This is a genomic window from Oryzomicrobium sp. (assembly GCF_021287045.1).
Lineage (GTDB): Bacteria > Pseudomonadota > Gammaproteobacteria > Burkholderiales > Rhodocyclaceae > Oryzomicrobium.
In genome coordinates, this window is the sequence record NZ_JAJTBG010000002.1 from 198,309 (window position 1) to 215,862 (window position 17,554).

At 61.7% G+C, this 17,554-nt stretch carries 15 protein-coding genes and 1 riboswitch; of the genes, 1 reads left to right on the forward strand and 14 read right to left on the reverse strand.

The window, feature by feature from the left end; translation table 11 throughout:
* Positions 1 to 8: 8 nt before the first annotated feature.
* The 12 genes from phbB to LWW89_RS02900 form a co-directional block, all read right to left on the reverse strand.
* The gene (phbB, locus tag LWW89_RS02845; RefSeq protein WP_293260751.1) at positions 9 to 746 is read right to left on the reverse strand and encodes an acetoacetyl-CoA reductase; all 738 of its coding nucleotides are present in this window, start codon (positions 744 to 746) and stop codon (positions 9 to 11) included.
* Between the two features lie 209 nt (positions 747 to 955).
* Positions 956 to 4,669, reverse strand: a complete 3,714-nt coding sequence (gene metH, locus LWW89_RS02850; protein WP_293260754.1) for a methionine synthase — start codon at positions 4,667 to 4,669, stop codon at positions 956 to 958.
* Positions 4,670 to 4,707: 38 nt separating this feature from the next.
* Positions 4,708 to 4,783: riboswitch (SAM riboswitch) on the reverse strand.
* 42 nt (positions 4,784 to 4,825) lie between these two features.
* Positions 4,826 to 5,326 (reverse strand): outer membrane protein assembly factor BamE, encoded by a 501-nt coding sequence (gene bamE, locus LWW89_RS02855; protein WP_293260757.1) that lies wholly within the window; start codon positions 5,324 to 5,326, stop codon positions 4,826 to 4,828.
* Between the two features lie 107 nt (positions 5,327 to 5,433).
* Positions 5,434 to 6,654: a multidrug effflux MFS transporter gene (locus LWW89_RS02860; RefSeq protein ID WP_293260760.1), complete on the reverse strand. Its 1,221-nt coding sequence runs from the start codon at positions 6,652 to 6,654 to the stop codon at positions 5,434 to 5,436.
* A 260-nt stretch (positions 6,655 to 6,914) separates the two neighbouring features.
* A complete protein-coding gene (locus LWW89_RS02865) occupies positions 6,915 to 7,529 on the reverse strand; it encodes an ATP-binding protein (protein ID WP_365780908.1) in 615 nt (204 codons plus the stop codon).
* A gap of 183 nt (positions 7,530 to 7,712) precedes the next feature.
* A complete protein-coding gene (locus tag LWW89_RS02870) occupies positions 7,713 to 8,696 on the reverse strand; it encodes a hypothetical protein (RefSeq protein WP_293260763.1) in 984 nt (327 codons plus the stop codon).
* Complete coding sequence (locus LWW89_RS02875) at positions 8,693 to 9,661, reverse strand: hypothetical protein (protein ID WP_079434328.1); 969 nt, start codon at positions 9,659 to 9,661, stop codon at positions 8,693 to 8,695. The genes LWW89_RS02870 and LWW89_RS02875 overlap by 4 nt, the downstream gene beginning before the upstream one ends.
* Positions 9,662 to 10,028: 367 nt before the next feature.
* Positions 10,029 to 11,693 carry a hypothetical protein gene (locus tag LWW89_RS02880; protein WP_293260770.1) on the reverse strand — a complete coding sequence of 555 codons (1,665 nt, stop codon included), beginning with the start codon at positions 11,691 to 11,693 and terminating at the stop codon, positions 10,029 to 10,031.
* A complete protein-coding gene (locus tag LWW89_RS02885; protein ID WP_079434325.1) occupies positions 11,674 to 12,429 on the reverse strand; it encodes a hypothetical protein in 756 nt (251 codons plus the stop codon). Before LWW89_RS02885 ends, LWW89_RS02880 begins: the two co-directional genes overlap by 20 nt.
* Positions 12,430 to 12,436: 7 nt before the next feature.
* Positions 12,437 to 13,270: a vWA domain-containing protein gene (locus tag LWW89_RS02890; RefSeq protein WP_079434324.1), complete on the reverse strand. Its 834-nt coding sequence runs from the start codon at positions 13,268 to 13,270 to the stop codon at positions 12,437 to 12,439.
* A 310-nt stretch (positions 13,271 to 13,580) separates the two neighbouring features.
* A complete protein-coding gene (locus tag LWW89_RS02895) occupies positions 13,581 to 14,042 on the reverse strand; it encodes a hypothetical protein (protein ID WP_088179430.1) in 462 nt (153 codons plus the stop codon).
* Entirely contained in the window at positions 14,039 to 14,752 is a 714-nt protein-coding gene (locus LWW89_RS02900) for a hypothetical protein (protein WP_293260780.1), read from the reverse strand. Before LWW89_RS02900 ends, LWW89_RS02895 begins: the two co-directional genes overlap by 4 nt.
* 146 nt (positions 14,753 to 14,898) lie before the next feature.
* Between LWW89_RS02900 and LWW89_RS02905 the strand changes: the two genes are divergently transcribed.
* Complete coding sequence (locus tag LWW89_RS02905) at positions 14,899 to 15,372, forward strand: hypothetical protein (RefSeq protein ID WP_139379470.1); 474 nt, start codon at positions 14,899 to 14,901, stop codon at positions 15,370 to 15,372.
* 284 nt (positions 15,373 to 15,656) lie between these two features.
* Here the strand turns inward: LWW89_RS02905 and LWW89_RS02910 are convergent, their stop codons facing one another.
* Positions 15,657 to 16,271, reverse strand: a complete 615-nt coding sequence (locus LWW89_RS02910) for a hypothetical protein (RefSeq protein WP_079434321.1) — start codon at positions 16,269 to 16,271, stop codon at positions 15,657 to 15,659.
* Positions 16,261 to 17,415, reverse strand: coding sequence for an XRE family transcriptional regulator (locus LWW89_RS02915; protein WP_293260788.1), 1,155 nt, complete (start codon positions 17,413 to 17,415; stop codon positions 16,261 to 16,263). Before LWW89_RS02915 ends, LWW89_RS02910 begins: the two co-directional genes overlap by 11 nt.
* Positions 17,416 to 17,554 lie beyond the last annotated feature (139 nt).

Genomic DNA, 17,554 nt, shown 5'->3' on the forward strand with positions numbered 1-17,554 from the left:
GGTAAGCCTTAACCCATGTGCAGGCCGCCATTGACCGAGAAGTCGGCGCCGGTGGCGTAGCCCCCCTCGGCCGAAGCCAGCCAGGCCACCATGGAGGCGATCTCGGTCGGCTCGCCCAGGCGCTTCACCGGCACCGTGGCAACGATCTTTTCCAGCACCTCGGGGCGGATGGCGCGGACCATGTCGGTGCCGATGTAGCCGGGGCTGACCGTATTCACCGTCACCCCCTTACCCGCCACTTCCTGGGCCAGGGCCATGGTGAAGCCGTGGATGCCGGCCTTGGCGGTGGAGTAGTTCACCTGGCCGAACTGGCCCTTCTGGCCGTTCACCGACGAGATGTTGATGATGCGACCGTAGTTAGCCTCGATCATGTCGTCGATGACCTGCTTGGTGACGTTGAACAGGCTGTCCAGGTTGGTGGACAGCACCGCGTCCCAGTCCGCCTTGCTCATCTTGCGGAACTGGCCGTCCTTGGTGATGCCGGCATTGTTCACCAGCACCGCCACCGGCCCGTGCTCGGCCTTGACCTTGGCGAAGGCTTCCACCGTGGACTCCCAGTCGCCGACGTTGCCGGCGCTGGCGTAAAAGGTGAAGCCGAGAGCCTTCTGTTCTTCCAGCCACTGCCGGGGGTCCCGGGTCGGACCGCAGCCGGCGATGACCTTGAACCCATCCTTGTGCAGCCGCTGGCAGATGGCGGTACCGATGCCGCCCATTCCCCCCGTGACGTATGCCAGTTTTTGACTCATTTCAGCCTCCTCGTTCTTCTGGACCCGGCAGGCGTCGATGCAATGGCCCCCACCGGTGGAATTAGCCCGGCGGCACCCCATGGGTGGCGCCATGGCAAAACCATTATGTCACCAGGGGGAAAGCGGTTGTCTGGCAGTGCAGCAAAAACGGGAGGCCGTCCTGGCGCGGCATGGGCCGCCGCGCCAGGATCGGGAAGGAGCGCCGGCGCTCAGAGGAGCGGGGCCAGCCAGCGGGCGGCTTCGTCCACGCTGAAACCGGCACGCCGGGCCCAGTCTTCGAGCTGGTCGCGGCCGATCTTGCTCACGGCGAAGTAGTGGGCGTCCGGATGGGCCAGGTAGAAGCCGGAAACGGCTGCTGCCGGGGTCATGGCGTAGGACTCGGTGAGACCCATGTCGGCATTGCGGGGAGCGTCGAGCAGCGCGAACAGGCCGCCCTTGGCGGTGTGGTCCGGGCAGGCCGGGTAGCCGGGTGCCGGGCGGATGCCCTTGTATTCCTCGCGCACCAGCTGCTCGTTGGACAGGACCTCGTCGCTGGCGTAGCCCCAATATTCCTTGCGCACCCGCTCGTGCAGCCATTCGGCGCAGGCCTCGGCGAGGCGGTCGGCCAGGGACTTGAGCATGATGGCGTGGTAGTCGTCGTGGGCGGCCTCGAACTCGGCCAGCTTGGCCTCGATGCCCAGGCCGGCGGTGACGGCGAAGGCCCCGGCGTAGTCCTTGATGCCGCTCGCCTGGGGCGCGACGAAGTCGGACAGACACTGCTGCGGCTTGCCGTCCGGACGCTCCTGCTGCTGGCGCAGGCCGTGCCAGGTGAAGGCCGGGGCGGCCCGGGTTTCGTCGGCATAGAAAGCGATGTCGTCCCCCACCGCATTGGCCGGGAACAGGCCGAACACGGCGTGGGCAGTGAGCCACTTCTCGGCGACGATCTTTTCCAGCATGGCCTGGCCGTCGGCGTACACCTGGCGGGCGGTTTCGCCCACCACGGCATCGTCGAGAATCTTGGGGAAGGCACCGGCCAGGTCCCAGGTCTGGAAGAAGGGGCCCCAGTCGATGTACTTGGCCAGGGTGGCCAGTTCCACGTCGCGCAGGGCGGTGACGCCGAGCTTCTTGGGCACCACCGGGGCGTAGTCGAGCTTGATCGGGTTGGCCCGGGCGGCCTCCAGGGACACCAGGGGAATACCCTTCTTCTTGCCGTGCAGTTCGCGCAGCTTCTCGTACTCGGCCGCCACCTGGGCCTGGTAGTCGGCGGACTGGGTTTCCGAGAGCAGGCTGGTGACCACGCCCACGGCCCGGGAAGCGTCCGGCACGTACACCACCGGCTTGCTGTAGTTGGGGGCGATCTTGATGGCAGTGTGGGCCCGGCTGGTGGTGGCGCCGCCGATCAGCAGCGGCACGGCGAAGCCCTGGCGCTCCATCTCGGCGGCGACGTGGCTCATTTCTTCGAGGGACGGGGTGATCAGGCCGGACAGGCCGATGGCCTGGGCGCCGTGCTCCTTGGCGGCGTGCAGGATCTTGTCGGCGGGCACCATCACCCCCAGGTCCACCACCTCGTAGCCATTGCAGCCGAGCACCACGCCGACGATGTTCTTGCCGATGTCGTGCACGTCGCCCTTGACCGTGGCGATGACGATCTTGCCCTTGGAGGAAGCGCCGGTGCGGGCCTTTTCCTCTTCGATGTAGGGGATCAGGTGGGCCACCGCCTGCTTCATCACCCGGGCGGATTTCACCACCTGGGGCAGGAACATCTTGCCGGCGCCGAACAGGTCGCCCACGGTGTTCATGCCGTTCATCAGCGGCCCTTCGATCACCGCCAGGGGCGGCTTGCCGGCGGCTTCCAGGGCGGCGCGCACTTCCTCGGTGTCGGCCACCACGAAGTCGGTGATGCCCTTGATCAGGGCGTGCTCAAGGCGCTTTTCCACGGGCAGGGTGCGCCAGGTCAGGTCGGGGCCGGTGTCCTTGGCCTTGCCTTCCTTCACCGTCTGGGCGAATTCCACCAGGGCCTCACCAGCGCCCGGGTGGCGGTTCAAGACCACGTCTTCCACCTTCTGCCGCAATTCCGGCGCCAGGTCGTCGTACACGCCGAGCATGCCGGCGTTGACGATGCCCATGGTCATGCCGGCCTGGATGGCGTGGTAGAGGAACACGGTGTGGATCGCCTCGCGCACCGGGTCGTTGCCGCGGAAGCTGAACGAGACGTTGGAGACGCCGCCGGAAATCTGCGCGTAGGGCAGGTTCTGGCGAATCCAGCGGGTGGCGTTGATGAAATCCACCGCATAGTTGTCGTGCTCTTCGATGCCCGTGGCGATGGCGAAGATGTTGGGGTCGAAGATGATGTCCTGGGCCGGGAAGTCGATTCCGACCAGCAGGTCGTAGGCCCGCTTGCAGATCTCGATCTTGCGCGCGTAGGTATCGGCCTGGCCCGTCTCGTCGAAGGCCATGACGATCACGGCGGCGCCGTAGCGGCGGGCCAGCCTAGCCTGCTCCAGGAATTTCTCCACCCCTTCCTTCATGGAGATGGAGTTGACGATGCCCTTGCCCTGGATGCACTTGAGGCCGGCCTCGATCACCTCCCACTTGGAGGAGTCGAGCATGATCGGCACCCGGGAAATATCCGGCTCCGAGGCGATCAGCTTGAGGAATTTCTCCATGGCGGCCACGGAGTCCAGCATGGCCTCGTCCATGTTGATGTCGATCACCTGGGCGCCGTTCTCCACCTGCTGGCGGGCCACCGCCAGGGCGTCGTCGAAGCGGCCTTCCAGGATCATGCGGGCGAAGGCTTTCGAGCCGGTGACGTTGGTGCGCTCGCCGACGTTCACGTACAGGCTGTCGGGGCCGACGTTGAACGGCTCCAGACCGGACAGGCGCAACTGGGGCGCGATGGCGGGGACGGCGCGGGGGGCAAGGCTGCCCACCGCCTTGGCGATGGCGGCGATGTGGTCCGGGCTGGTGCCGCAGCAGCCGCCGACGATGTTCACGAAGCCATGCCTGGCCCAGTCGGCGATCTCCTCGGCCAGCTGTTCCGGGGTCTCGTCGTAGCCGCCGAAGGCGTTGGGCAGGCCGGCGTTGGGGTGGGCCGAGACGAAGCAGTCGCACACCCGGGACAGCTCTTCCACGTACTGGCGCAGCTCCTTGGCCCCCAGGGCGCAGTTGAGGCCGAAGGACAGGGGCCGGGAATGGGACAGGGAGTTCCAGAAGGCCTCGGCGGTCTGGCCCGACAGGGTGCGGCCGGAAGCGTCGGTGATGGTGCCGGAGATCATCACCGGCCAGCATCGGCCGACGTTGTCGAAGAACTGTTCGATGGCGAACAGGGCGGCCTTGGCGTTGAGGGTGTCGAACACCGTCTCCACCAGCAGGATGTCGGCGCCGCCGTCGGTGAGGCCGCGCACCGCCTCGGTGTAGCTTTCCACCAGCTCGTCGAAGGTGACGTTGCGGTAGCCCGGATCGTTCACGTCCGGCGAGATCGAGGCGGTGCGCGAGGTGGGGCCCACCACCCCGGCAACGAAGCGCGGCTTGGCCGGGTTCTGGGCAGTGAATTCGTCCGCCACCTGGCGCGCCAGGCGGGCGCCAGCCACGTTCAGCTCGTAGACGATGGCTTCCAGCCCGTAGTCAGCCTGGGACAGGGAGGTGGCGTTGAAGGTGTTGGTTTCGAGGATGTCGGCGCCGGCCGCCAGGTACTCGGCGTGGATGCCGCGGATCACCTCGGGCTTGGTCAAGAGCAGCAGGTCGTTGTTGCCCTTCAAGTCCTTGGGATGGTCGCGGAAGCGCTCGCCCCGGTAGTCGGCCTCGCCCAGGCTGTGGCGCTGGATCATGGTGCCCATGGCGCCGTCGAGCACCAGGATGCGCTGCTGCATCAGGGCGGTCAGCTCGGCGGTGCGGTCGGGCTGGAGGGCGGGGGTGAACAGGGAGGCGGCGTGGGGCGCGGACATGGAGGCTCCAAAAGCAAAAACCCGCTCAGCGTGGCGGCGAGCGGGTTGGCACGTCGCTTTAGCGGTATTTGTAACGCGCCCGCAAGCTGAGCTCAAATCGGCGCGAAGGCAGGAGGGTAGGGGGCCAGGCCGCCCCTGTCAAGGGCGGGCCGTCCCTTATCCTTTTTGAATCATGGCCTTGGACGTGCTCCTGACCCGGCCGTCGAGACCGAAGTTCACGTACAGGTGCCATTCCTCCCATTGCAGGTCGCCGGCGATGCGCCAGTCCCACACCTCTTCCTGCTTGAGGGGAAAGACGGTGGTGCTACCCGGGCTGCCGAGGATGCGGCGCACCTCGTCATGGCTCATGCCGGGGCGGATGCGCGCGTAGTTAGCCTCGGTCAGCGCCTGCTCGACCCGCCGCACCACGCCGTCGGCCCCCAGGGTGATCAGGTAGGTGGCGGTGCCCATGGGGCCCCGGGGGTATTCCCAGGTGACGCTGCCGTCGTCGTTGTCCCAGCGCCCCGGCGGCTCGCCCCAGTGCCGGATGACGTCGGCAGTGGTGGACTGGCCCGGCACGATGGCGTCGAGCCGGGCGGCGTCGCAGCCGACCAGGGCCAGGGCGCCGAGGAAGAAGGGCCGCCAGCGGGCGAGCCAGGAAAGAAAGGGGGAGCGCATGAATGGAGCAATCTCGTTAGGCAGGCAGTGGCGGCCGGTGCGGCGGTGGATGCGCGGCCGCCTTGCCACATCGTAACGGCATTCTCCGGCCCGGTGGAGTCGGTCCATCAACCGCCGCGGGCGGCGCGGAAGTGCCAGGCCACCATCGCCGCCCCCAGCAGGAACAGGGCGCACTGACCCCAGACCAGGTGCAGGGGCGAATCCCAGAGCAGGGGGGCCAGGGCGATGGAGGCCAGGGAGTTGATCGCCGACTGGACGAAGGACTGGACCGAGGCGGCCAGGCCCCGCTGCTCGGGGTACAGGTCCAGGGCGAGCAGGGTCAGCACCGGCATCGACACCGACATGCCCACCGTGTACAGGCCGATGGGCAGCACGTTCTGGGGCACGCCCGCGGGCAGGGCCAGGCACACCGCCAGGTTGGCCAGGGCCGCCGCCCCCATCAGCGCCATGGCCAGGCGCAGCAGCTGGCGCGGGCTGTGCCGCCCGGCCAGATGGCCGGACAGCCAGGAGCCCGCCATCAGCCCGCCCATGCCCGGGCCGAACAGCCAGTAGAACTGGGTTTCCCCCAGGCCCAGGTGCTGCATCAGGAACACCGGGGCCGACAGCACGTAGAGGAAGAAGCCCATGAAGAAGAAGCCGACGCCCAGGCAGGCGGCCATGAAGGCCGGCTGGGAGAAGGCGTGGCGGTAGGCCCGCGCCAGGTAGGCGGCGGAAAAGGGCTGGCGCCGGTGGACCGGCAGGGTCTCGGGCAGGCGCCGCCAGCACAGGACGAACAGCGCCAGGGCGAAGGCGGTGAGGAACAGGAAGACGGCGCGCCAGCCGAACAGGGTGTCCAGCCAGCCGCCGATCACCGGGGCCACCGCCGGCGCCAGGGCGAACATGATGGCTACGTGGGCCATCAGCTTCTGGGCCTGGGCGCCTTCGAACAGGTCCCGGATCAGGGCCCGGGAAATGACGATGCCGGCCCCCGCCGTCACCCCCTGAAGCAGCCGCCCCAGCCACAGCACCTCGATGCGCGGCGCCAAGGCGCACAGCAGGGAGGCCAGGGCGAACAGGGCGAAGCCGGCCAGCACCACCCGCTTGCGCCCGAAGGCGTCGGACAGGGCGCCGTGCCACAGGGTCATGATGGCAAACGGCGCCAGGTAGTAGGTGAGGGTCTGCTGTACCGCCAGCTCCCCGACCCCCAGGTCGGAGCCGATGGCGTGGAAGGAGGGCAGGTAGGTGTCGATGGAGAACGGCCCCAGGGCCGCCATGGCGGCGAGCAGCAAGGCCAGGCTGCGGGGGGGTGCGGTGTGCGGGACGGCGGGAGGGGGTGCGGCGAACGACATGGGGGCTCCAGGGCGGCCACGCCAGGCGGGACCACGGGATGGGAACGGGAACGCGGCGGCGGCGCCAGCAGACTGGGCGGATTCTGCGGCGCGGCGTTGCGTCCCTTCGGTTTTTCTCGGGCATCGCGCCGGGGCCTGGCGGGAAACCCAATACTGGCGCGGACCTTGGCGGGCCCGGGTGTTGCGCCGACCGACGGCGGCGGCGTCACGCAGGTGCAGCGGAGCGCTCCGGCAACGCCGGCCGGCGGCAAGCCCCGGGATCAGGCGCTCGGCCGCAGGGCCAGGGCCTCGGCCACATGGGCCGGCTGGAGGCGCGCCGCGCCGGCCAGGTCGGCAATGGTACGCGCAACCCGCAGCACCCGGTGGTAGGCCCGGGGTGACAGGGCCAGCCGTTCCACCGCCTGAGCCAGCAGCGCCGCCCCCGCCTCGTCCGGGGCGGCATGGCGGGCCAGGGCCTCGCCTTCCAGGCGGGCATTGACGCAGCCCTGGCGTGCCAATGCCCGGGCGTGGGCGGCGCCAACCCGGGCGGCCACCGTCGCGCTGGCCTCGCCGGGCCGGGCGGCAGCCAGTTCCGCCGCCCCCAGGGCCGGCACCTCGACTTGCAGGTCGAGACGGTCGAGCAGGGGGCCGGACAGCTTGCCCCGGTAGCGGGCCACCTGGTCCGGAGTGCAGCGGCAGGGGCGCTGCGGGTGGCCCCGGTAGCCGCAGGGGCAAGGGTTCATGGCCGCCACCAGGCGGAAACGGGCCGGGTAGTCGGCCCGCCGCCCCACCCGGGATACCTGGATGCGGCCGCTTTCCAGGGGCTCGCGCAGGGATTCGAGGACGCGCCGGTCGAACTCGGACTGGGATTCTCCAATATTCCTTAGCGCTTCCAATAATCCTTTACCAGGCACGGCTCACTACTGATCTTCATGATTAATTAAGTTTGCATCATATCCGGCTTTAACAAAGAACTTAACCTGGGCTCGGATTGGCGAAGCCAAACGAGCCAGGAGGCAAGCGAAGCGCGGCAGGTTCTTAGCAGAGTCAATCTGCTCCGCTGGGTCCTTTTACGGCAATTAGGATGGAGGTGAGCTTGTCTTCTCCGCCGCGGGATTTCCTTCTATTGGTTCTGCTTTAGAGCTGGAACTACACTTTCGCGAAACCTTCTTTGGATGTGCCGGATATGCTTGTGCCGAAGAATTCCGCTGTGAGACCAGCTTCCTCCCTTCAAGTTGAGCCTTCAAGGCTGCGACAGTCTTGAGGTTTGCAGCCAATTCGGCTTTGAGTTCACCTGCGGCCTTCCCTTCGGCAGCGAGTTGCAGGCTCAAGTTGGCATTCGAGTTCAAACAGCTTGCAATGCTGGAGCTCAGAACTGCGCTCTCTTGAGCGCCAAAAGCATCCATCATTCCGGTCGGGTTGGCTTGGGCCTTCGGGTATGCGATAGCGAAGATCCCAAGCAAAAGACCGCCAACGCTCGCTGCGACCACGCCCCGTAAAAACGTCTTCTCGGCCAAGTACAACTGATTTGCCTTGAGAATGAGCAACGGTTCGTTCCGACGGGCGAGATCGATGAGATGCAAAGCCCACTGTCGACGGAAATCTGTTGCGGTCAGTGCAAAAGATTCAAGGCTGGCAGAATTGAGAACATAGTGTGGAGCTCGGGCCCGCACCTTTACTGCATAGATAGCGGCAACCACCAGATATCCGACTGCGATCATGAAGATGGTTAACATCATCACCTTCAGATAGAGCGGGGCATTGATTTTTTCGGTCAATACTGCCGGAAGCGCGATCAAGATGCTCGAGGATATGCCCACGCCTGCAAGGAAGTTTCCTGCTTTGTCCTCAATATTTTTCTTGCGATCAATCTCGCTCTTATAAATAGCTTCCGCGATCGCCATGTGGCTTTGCTGTACGTCCTGAGCAACTGACTTCTTGCCCCGAAACAGCATATCAGTGGACTCCTCAGGCTCTAAGTCGCCAGTTGGACCATAACGAAGTAGCTCGTAGGGGGGATACAAGAACTCCCAGGCTCGTCGCAGGAACATGCGCCAATTCATTGCTCCATCCCATCGACGAGTACGTCACAAAGTGCAGAGCTGATAGGCACGCCCACAGTTTTCTCTAGCCAGCCCCATTCTCCGTTTGGATTAATCTCAAGGAAGAAAAACCTGCCAGCATGCTCGACCAAGTCGATCGCACCAAACACGAGTCCCGCCCGAGTAACAAAATCCCTGCATAGCTGTTCGATCGGCTTGGGGATATCGGAGGTTTCGAACTTGACGTTTGCTTCTCGAGTGCGCCAGTCTAAAGTGGCTTCTCCTCGGGCGTCATCAATCGGGACAATCCTAACCGCGATTACATTGTCACCAATCACAGTAACGCGGTAGTCAATCTTGGGTGATAGCATCTGTTGGAAGATACTAGGTGCTAGAGAGAGAGCATCGTTGTCCAGCAGGTCCGCTGACGTGACGACGTTTGAGAAGACGAAGAAGTCTTGCTCCGGCTCCTCAATGAGCGGCGCGTAGAGCGCTTTGGCAACGATCCGGCCTCCTTCAGATTTGCAGAAGGCGCGGATTTCGTCACCTCGGTTTGAGACCATAGTTCTGGGTATGTCAAAACCCAATTCAGAGGCGAGTTGAAGTTGGCGGAGCTTACTTTCCATCTGATCGCTCGCCGCTTGAGGGTTCACCCAGCGAACATTGCTTAGAAGCTCCAGAGCCTCTAAACAAGCGAACCACTGGTCACTCGCGAATTTCTGAATTGCATCCGAGGGCCTGTGTTCCCTGGGAACGAAGTCAAATGGCTTTCCGGGACGCCTACACCAAATCGCAGTTACCCGTGATAGATCCAGGACCTTTGTACCTTTGCCAATCAAGAGGCTTGGTCCTGGAAAACGAAATACGATTCCGTCTTGGGTCAGGTCTTCCGTGTTGATCCGTACGAATTCGGCATGACGGGCTTTGAGCTCACGGACGACGAAGTCAACGGTGATGTCCCATTTGTTTGAGAGGATGAGGATCATCAGTCTTGCCTAGCGCCACATCCGTCGGTCCTTATTATCTTCGCCCTTCTCGACGTCGGCTTTCTTAGTCATTGGGCCAGCCGTACCTGCTTGGTCGATGGCAAACGGGGCCTCAGCATGTCCGGTCCATCGGACCATGTCTTCAGTTTTGTCATAAACGTAGTCGGTATTCACACTGGAGCGCCCGGGAGAGAGGCAAGGCTTAGCAAAGCTAATCAGAAACGGAATTGTCGTCATTTCAACTTCTCCTGGCGTTTATCGATTGATGGTGCGAATCCACCAATAACTGCAATGCCCTGCAAATTATGGCGTTATCTTAATGGGTTCCAGAATCAAAGTAATTCACGTCCCAGCAGACGTTGTCGCGCTACTTGGAAATCCAGTCCCATAGCCTCTCGAACCACCCCTTTTTCTCTGGAGGTCGTCGGTACGAGCTCTGGTAGGCCGGTTGCGTGAGTTGAGGCTGTGGTCGTTGGGGCTGAGGTGCTGGTCTTGGACTCGGACTCGGCGGAGAGGGGGCTGCAGTTGGCTGAGATTGCACACTGCGCTGTGCCTTGCGGATATTGTCCAGAACGTTTTTGTTCGGTGAAGAAGGGGCGGCAGGTGCATTACTCGGCGGGCGCGCCGTCGTCTGCTGCCCCTTGATCTTGCCGAGCGCTTCCTGGTTGGAGCTCCTGGCCGGCGCGCTCTTCGTTGACCAGGGCGTTAATCGGAATTTGGCCTCGGCTTCCGTAATGACGGTCATCTGGCCATTGGTCGTCACGTTGACGGAGAGGTGCGAGTATTTGAGCTTCTTGTTCACGTAGGGCGGCTCCATCAGCCCGACCACACTGATCCATTTGCCGGCCCACGAGTCATCGGGTTTTCTGGATAGCGCCGCAAGCCCTTCGGACCAAATCGAGACCTTGAATATCGATCCCTGCCATAGCCCGAAATTGAGGAAGATGTATGGCTTTCCCTTGGTCGTTTTGGCCTGCCTGACCTCAACGATGCGGCCGACCACCTCCACCTTGTCACCGACGCGGCGCAGGCAAGCCTCGTAGCTTGCCCCCGACAGGACGTCGTAAGCGCCCATATACCCGGGCTTCGGCCGACCTTCCTGCGGTTTGGCACCGATCTGGACGGCACCAGCAGGAATGTTCTTCCCGGCAAGGAAGTCCTCGAGGCTAGGTGTTTTCTCGATAGGCGCCAGGCACACCGCAGCGAAATGCTGGGCATGCTTGGCCAGCGCCGGCCTGCGCATCAGTTCCGAGAAGACAGACGACGAGGACGGGTCGATGTAGTCGCTCGCCCGGAACACGATCGCGTCCATCTCAGATTGGGTTTTGTCCCAGAGCCCCGCTTCTTCATTTAGGGCCTTGAGCGCCAGCCAGAGGGCGATGAGCGAGAACCGGTCCATCGTCGGCCCAAACGGATTTTTAGACTTCCGGTCCGGGTGCTGGAAGTTGATGTGGCCGAGTTCGGCGCTGCCGAGGTCGCGAATGTCCTCGACGAACATACCATCATAGTCGATGAGCTGGATCGCGCCGGTAGTACCCGAGACCATCATGTTGCCGGTCTGGATATCGCCGTGCGCCAGACGCTCCGTTTCGAGGAATTGGGAGAGCGCCAGGAGCGAATTCGGCAGATTCGCCAGAGCGCCTTTCTTCCCGTGGTTGTCCTCTAGGAATTCGCCGAGGGTCACCCCTTGCGCCCAGGCCATCTTGACGATGGGGTAAGGAGCGCCGTCGACGCGGATGCCTTGGGGCTGAAACTGGAAGCCGAGGAAATACGGCGAATTGAGCTGCGCGAGACGGCGCGCGATCGCCTGGTAGCGTCGCTCAAGGCCCGGCGCCTCACGGTGGAAGCACCGTACTGCATATTTCTTGGGTCCGGTCTTGATCGTGTAGGTCAGGGCGAAGCCGCCGCTGATGGCCAGCGGCGTGCCCAGGCCGGTCGTGGTGACGATCCCCTTTTGCAGCTCCGGATCGGAGAGCAACTGCTGATGGGCAGTGAAGGCGTTGTTGTACTGCTCAAACGAGGGGTAGGCCATCGGGCTCCCCTCCCTGATCGAACGCTACGATGAGCAAGGTTGAGTCATCGACGCGCATGCGGCCGGCGGCCCGTTCCTCGACGACCAAAGCAATCAGATCTTCTTCCGTCGCCAGGGCGAGCAGCTTGGCTAGCCCGTCGCCGCCTGACTGTGTTTGTCGCAGCAGCCATTCCCCCAGGGCATCGGTGACGCAAACCAGGTACGGATTGGTCAGCATACCGAGCTCGAAGTGCCTTCCTCGCATCGTCCAGAAATCCGCATCGGACACGAACCCATTGTGCTCGGGAAGGGTCGCAAATAGTGTCGGGCGTTCCTTGAAGCGTTCCGGATCGGAGAATGGCCAGCTGGCCACAAGTTTGTCGCCGTCGGCTAGCACCGCGAGGCTGTCGCCGACGGCCAGGACTTCGATGGTTTGATTCCCGGGGATGTGCTGAATGCCAAGCAGCGTCGAGAAGCTGCCCCGCTCGTAGGAGGCTTGCCGAGACCAGGACATGGACTCGAAATCGTGGCGCGAAACATAGTCGGCTACGGCTCCGGCGAGCCAGTCGGGCGTTACGGCGGGATCGGCGACGAACTTATCCGCCAGGATCTGTGCCCAGACCGACGAGTTGAACGACTCGCTGGCGCCGTCGCACAGTGCCAGCGCACCGCGCGCCGCATCGAACACGCGCCGGTCTTCGTTGATGTCGCTACCGAGCGGATCCTTGGGGCAACTGCCCTCGAACAGCAGTCTCATAGAGGGCTCAGCGCAGCTGCGAAGCCCTCGTTCCGATGTCGAAGAAGTCGACGATTTCCGGCGCCTCGGCGTTGAACATGAACCCGCGCGACTCGTTACCGACCGTGTGACCCTTTTGTTGAGCGAACCCGATGAGATGTGCGGGAAGTTGGCTGGACATGCGGAAAAGCATCTTGGCGTAGGCGTCAGGCAGGCCAGATTCGCCAGCCGGGAAGCGGATGGCATCGGTACCGAGACTGCTGACGTGGATGTTGAGGATTAGCACCTCGCCATCATTAGTACGGATCTGGCCCAAGTGCGTGGCGATTTCCTCCGGGTCCCCGTCGGTCGATTCGCCGTCGGTCACGTGCAGGACCGTGGGCGGGTAGCAGTCGGGATGGGCATCGCACCAGACGACGAGCTCTTCGGCTGCTCGGGTCAGGGCCTCACGCATCGGCGTGCCGCCGCTGGCCTTGGGCTCGAACCACACGGGAAATTTGACGGAGGTCTCCAGGATGCCGCCGGCGCCGTCGTCCATCTTCCTCTTGCGGTCTTCGACGCGCACCGGGTTCTGCTCGATGGCGGAGATGGGGTTGAGGACCGTCGTACCGAGGGCACCGGAGAAGCCGTTTCCAACCTCGTTGCCGCCATAGCCGAGAACACCAATTTCGAAATAGTCGCGGACGCCTTCGGCCTTGGTGCAGCGGGTGACGAGATTCATCAGTGTCCGGTTGAGGGCATCGGCGACGAACTCGGCCTTGCTCTTACCGGATGACATCTTGTCGGACATCGAGCCGGATTGATCCACAACGAACAGGAATGCCGTCGGATTACCGCGGCTGATCTGCGCTTCATAGGTCATCGTTTCCACTCCCCCTCTAGTTTGTCGGCTACCCAGGTGGGTCGCACGAATGTCGGATGTTGTCGCTTTGCACTGTCTTTTGAGCCGATCCAGTCTCTGCAAAGCGCGAGTGGGGTCCAAATGGCATACAGTTTGCACAACGTCATAGAGCGGAAACTTTACCAGAATTGCCCTGCGCGAGCCGCATCGGAGCAGGCCTCAGCCAAAAGTAATAGCAAGATGACATGCTGCTGGCGAATCTCTTCTGCACGTGTTGCAAGCTATTGAAGCGTTAGGTAGCCCTTGGCTGCTTTGAAGTTACACGAGCAGATTACAGGTTGTCTATCTCATGCGCCCTGGCGTCGATCTCCAATGGGGCTTGGTCGTAGCCGATAGTGAAGATTTGCCGAAGGTATTCCGACAGAAAGCCGGCAATGGAGCCAGCCTGCTCGTATTGGAAGACGTGACGGAACTCGTGAGAAAGGAGTCTCACTGTTGCCCGTTCCTCGCGGATATAGATTCCATGGCCGAGCGTCAGGCCATTAAAGCGCTCGCTGAGGAACCCTGCAGCGGCGCAAGCCGCTTGTAGTGCAGGATCATCTGGTAAAGGAATACTCTGAACCAGGGAGACGCGAATAAGCTCTGGGCGCTGTACTCCGACACGTCTCCCTACGTCGAGCAGTGTTTTGTCGAGCGCCAAACCACCCTTGGCAATCACCAGCGATTGTTCCTCGGCCCACTGGGTCGCCTTCGGAAGCAGCACCGGCAAGTCGGCCATGAGATCAACTGTCACAACACCTCCCTCTCTTCCTGTGCCCCCATACTACGCGTTGGTCCATAAAGTACCGCCACGATCTGCTCTTCAAACCAACCCGCAAACTTTTCTGCCTCGCCAATTGCTGCAAGCAGTTGCTCTTCCGAAATATGCACGGTTGGAAGTAAAAATCGAGGCGAGTCCTCGCTGTCGTCCAACAAAAGACCGGCCTCCCTTTCGTTAAGGAAAAAGGGTTTTCGGAGCTTCTGAAGATCATCGTCGGAATAGCAGGTCCAGTTACTTGTAATCGACGGTGGGTGCTGCACCACGTTCCTTGCGAGGATGATTTCCTCAAGCAGCTTGAGGTCCGCCGGGCACGAGCTAAAGTCGATCCCGAACTGCTGCTCGAAGTGGGCCCCGTACCCGGCAATCTTCCCTTGCTTTTTGAAGACCTTCTTCTTCAGTTCCACATCGACTTGCCTCCCGCTTTGGTGCACCCAGGACTCGAAATAGAGGTGCAGCGACCCGGCAAGCATGGATACGCACGAGTACGCGAGCACATGTAGAGACTCGTCCGCTTCGATCCACTCAGCAAGGAAGGCCGGTTCGCCGTCTTCGCTGTACGGCGGTTCAAATGGTTCTTCTTGGTCGTCGATCTTTCGCTTCCGCTCGACGAAAGACCCGGCAGCCATCCCATAAAACTGGCGCAAGAACCGGGTACGCTCACTGAAAAAGAAAAGGACATCCACCATCGCCTCCCGCCCGATGGGGCAGCATTTGTGTCAATCAGTCGATTTTACGATGGCATAACGTCAGTGCCGACGATCATGGGCATCGGGGTGTCGTTCGATAGTATGATTTAATGCGGTTGTCACACCCCTGGAGTGAAGCTCACATGGCACCGAGGAAACCGTATTGGGTAGGAGAGCACCCTTCTACAGCAAAGCGCTGGCAAGGCTTCGAATCGGGCGCGCTACTCAACCTTGGAGCCTACGGTGAGCGCCTATTCCGCTTATATCGACGCTACGTCAAGCAGTGGAACGACATCGAGCTTGATCACTCCCGCAGCCTTGCTGAACATACTCACCGAGTCTGCGACGCAGGTGTGGTTGGCTCCAGCGAGAAATTTATCCTTCAGTTCAGCCAGGAACGCGATCATGGCTGGCTGCTAGAAATTCCCTTTGCTCGGGGGTTCAAAAAATATTATCCGGGCGGGTCGACTGGCCTTAATTCCTTGCGTTCAGTAGCTGACATCAAGCACTCCCTCATTCACTGGCGCGGCAATGGCCGTGAACAATTTGATCAGTGGCTTGTGCGGGAAGAGTCAGAAAATCAGGCTAAGGGCGAGTGGACGGAGTACAAGGCATAGCCATCGCCCCCTCTTCCCGGCCAGCCGAGGCGCTAGGAATTTATGGCCCCTTCCTTCTCGCCTGCTTTCCGAGAAGTGCGCCTTTTTTACTAGAGGACGGAGGATATACGGTCACTCGGCCAGAATTCCAGTGCAACGACCGTTGACCGACTGCCTGCGGCCGTTGGTAGCCACCTCTTAGTAGGCTGATTGTTCCGGAGTCCACTCGACGTCGGCAGCGGCATTAATGGTCAGAGCTGGCCTAAGGAATGGAAAATTCCACTAGCTTTTATTGATTTCCGTCTTCAGCCCTGTGACGACGAATGGCTGGCAACGATCGAAACCGTGTTCGCCATGAGCCGGCAACGCATCGCTTCATGGAACGTCTGGTTGAAAAAAGGCGTGAGGGGCCGCCGCTCAAAGCGCTCATGCTCCTTGATGACCTCATCGTGATCGGCGCCACCGAGATGGAGATGATAGTGGAGGTAACCATATAGCCGCGGGGTAGTCTCGACCTGCAGGCCCAATCGGTCTCTGGCGTAGTTCCTGGCCAGTTTCTCATCGGTCATCACTGCAATGCTTCGGATGCGATAGGCCGTCGCAATACACGAAAGCTCGCCTGAACTGAGCCGACCAGGCGCTTTGGAGGAAATCGCAAGCAGGTCATCCAAGCTGCATTCCTGGACGGGGAAGCGGCCTGCGGCGCGCTCGTTGCGCAGCCGCGTCATAAGGGTTTGTTGTTCTGTCGTGATGTTGGAGCGAGGTTTTTGCAAGCACTCGTACAGCACAACAGGCGTCACACAAAAGTGAAGTTTGGCCTGGATAGCTGCCTGGTTGATTCGTAAGGAGGACAGCATGTTCCAGATGGCGCAGGTATCGACGACTGAGACAGACGCAAAACGGGCCGGGTCATAGCTCATTGACGATGCTCCGGCCGTAAAGAATGGAGATTTCGCGTGTCTCCCTGTGGTCAGCAAGCAAGGCCTCGCCCAAGCGGCCGGCCGAGATCAGGCCCCGCTGATGCGCCTCGAAGCAAAGGCCGACGTAGTAGTCTGACAAGCCTCGTTCGAGTAGTTGCTTGCGCCTGTTGACCTGCACTTCAGTGAGGTAGTCCGGCGCTTCTGGATCAACCTTGTCAGCCATGGGAACCCGTACCGAACGAATCAGTTTGGCAGTATCCTGGTTGATACGCTGTGCGGTCAGAAGCGCGAATGATAGGGCTTCCGTGCTGACCTTCAGTGCCTGCGCCCAGTGCACCGCCTGCTGTGTGTCCCAGCGATGAACGTTTGGCAGATGCTCCGGAGGCATCAAGTAGCAGGAGGCGAATCGGTTTGCCCGAAGTTCTTTCAGGTCCTGTTGGTCATATCTTGAGCTGCCACGCAGGTAGGACACGCTGGCTGCGTCGGACGAGTCAAAAATGGCATGAGCTGCCTCGTGGCTGACAGAGAAACGTTGCCTGTAAATATCATCGTCATAATTCACCAGGATGCAATGCCCGGCGATTGGGTGCTCAATGTACAGGCCTGAAATCTCGGAGGTCGCTAGCCGACGCCGAAAGATGTGAAGCCCTATCCGGCGGAAATCTGCATAGACGTCCAAAGGGATCTGGGCTCCGTGATGGCCTAATGCTTGTCGCAGTGCTGCTGCGGCCTTCGGCCCTTGGATTTTGTGGAGGTCGTTGGGGGAAGGCTCAAAAGCGAATGGCGTGTGCTGAAAGCCCATCTCCTTTTGGAGCGTGGCCTCGATCTCACATAGAAACAAGAACTCCTGAATAGCCCGCCGGTCGTTGGGCGTGAAGGTCTCACCGTGCCTGCGGTAGAGGATGTCGGTCTGCTTGAACGGCTCAGGTCGTGATGGGTCTATGAAATCCCGAAAATCCCTGGCGTAGTAGTTGGCCAGGATCAGCAATTCATCACCGGAAGGCGCTTCCGATCCGTTCTCGAGGATGGCTAATCGCTCAGGCGCAATGCCTGTATCCGCACTGACAGTCTCGACTGATAAGGCTTGTAGGTTTCTTGCCTGTGCCAGGCGAGAAGCGATGAGCTTCGGATTAATGCTGCTCATGGCAGGCCAAAGAACTTAGCGATAAGGAAGCGCACGATAATGACATCGTGAAGTCTCTGCTGCAACAGATGCGGAGCGGCATCCCTCCGAACCATTGTCCATCAATACCTGCAAGGCTATAGTTCCCAATCCACCGCTA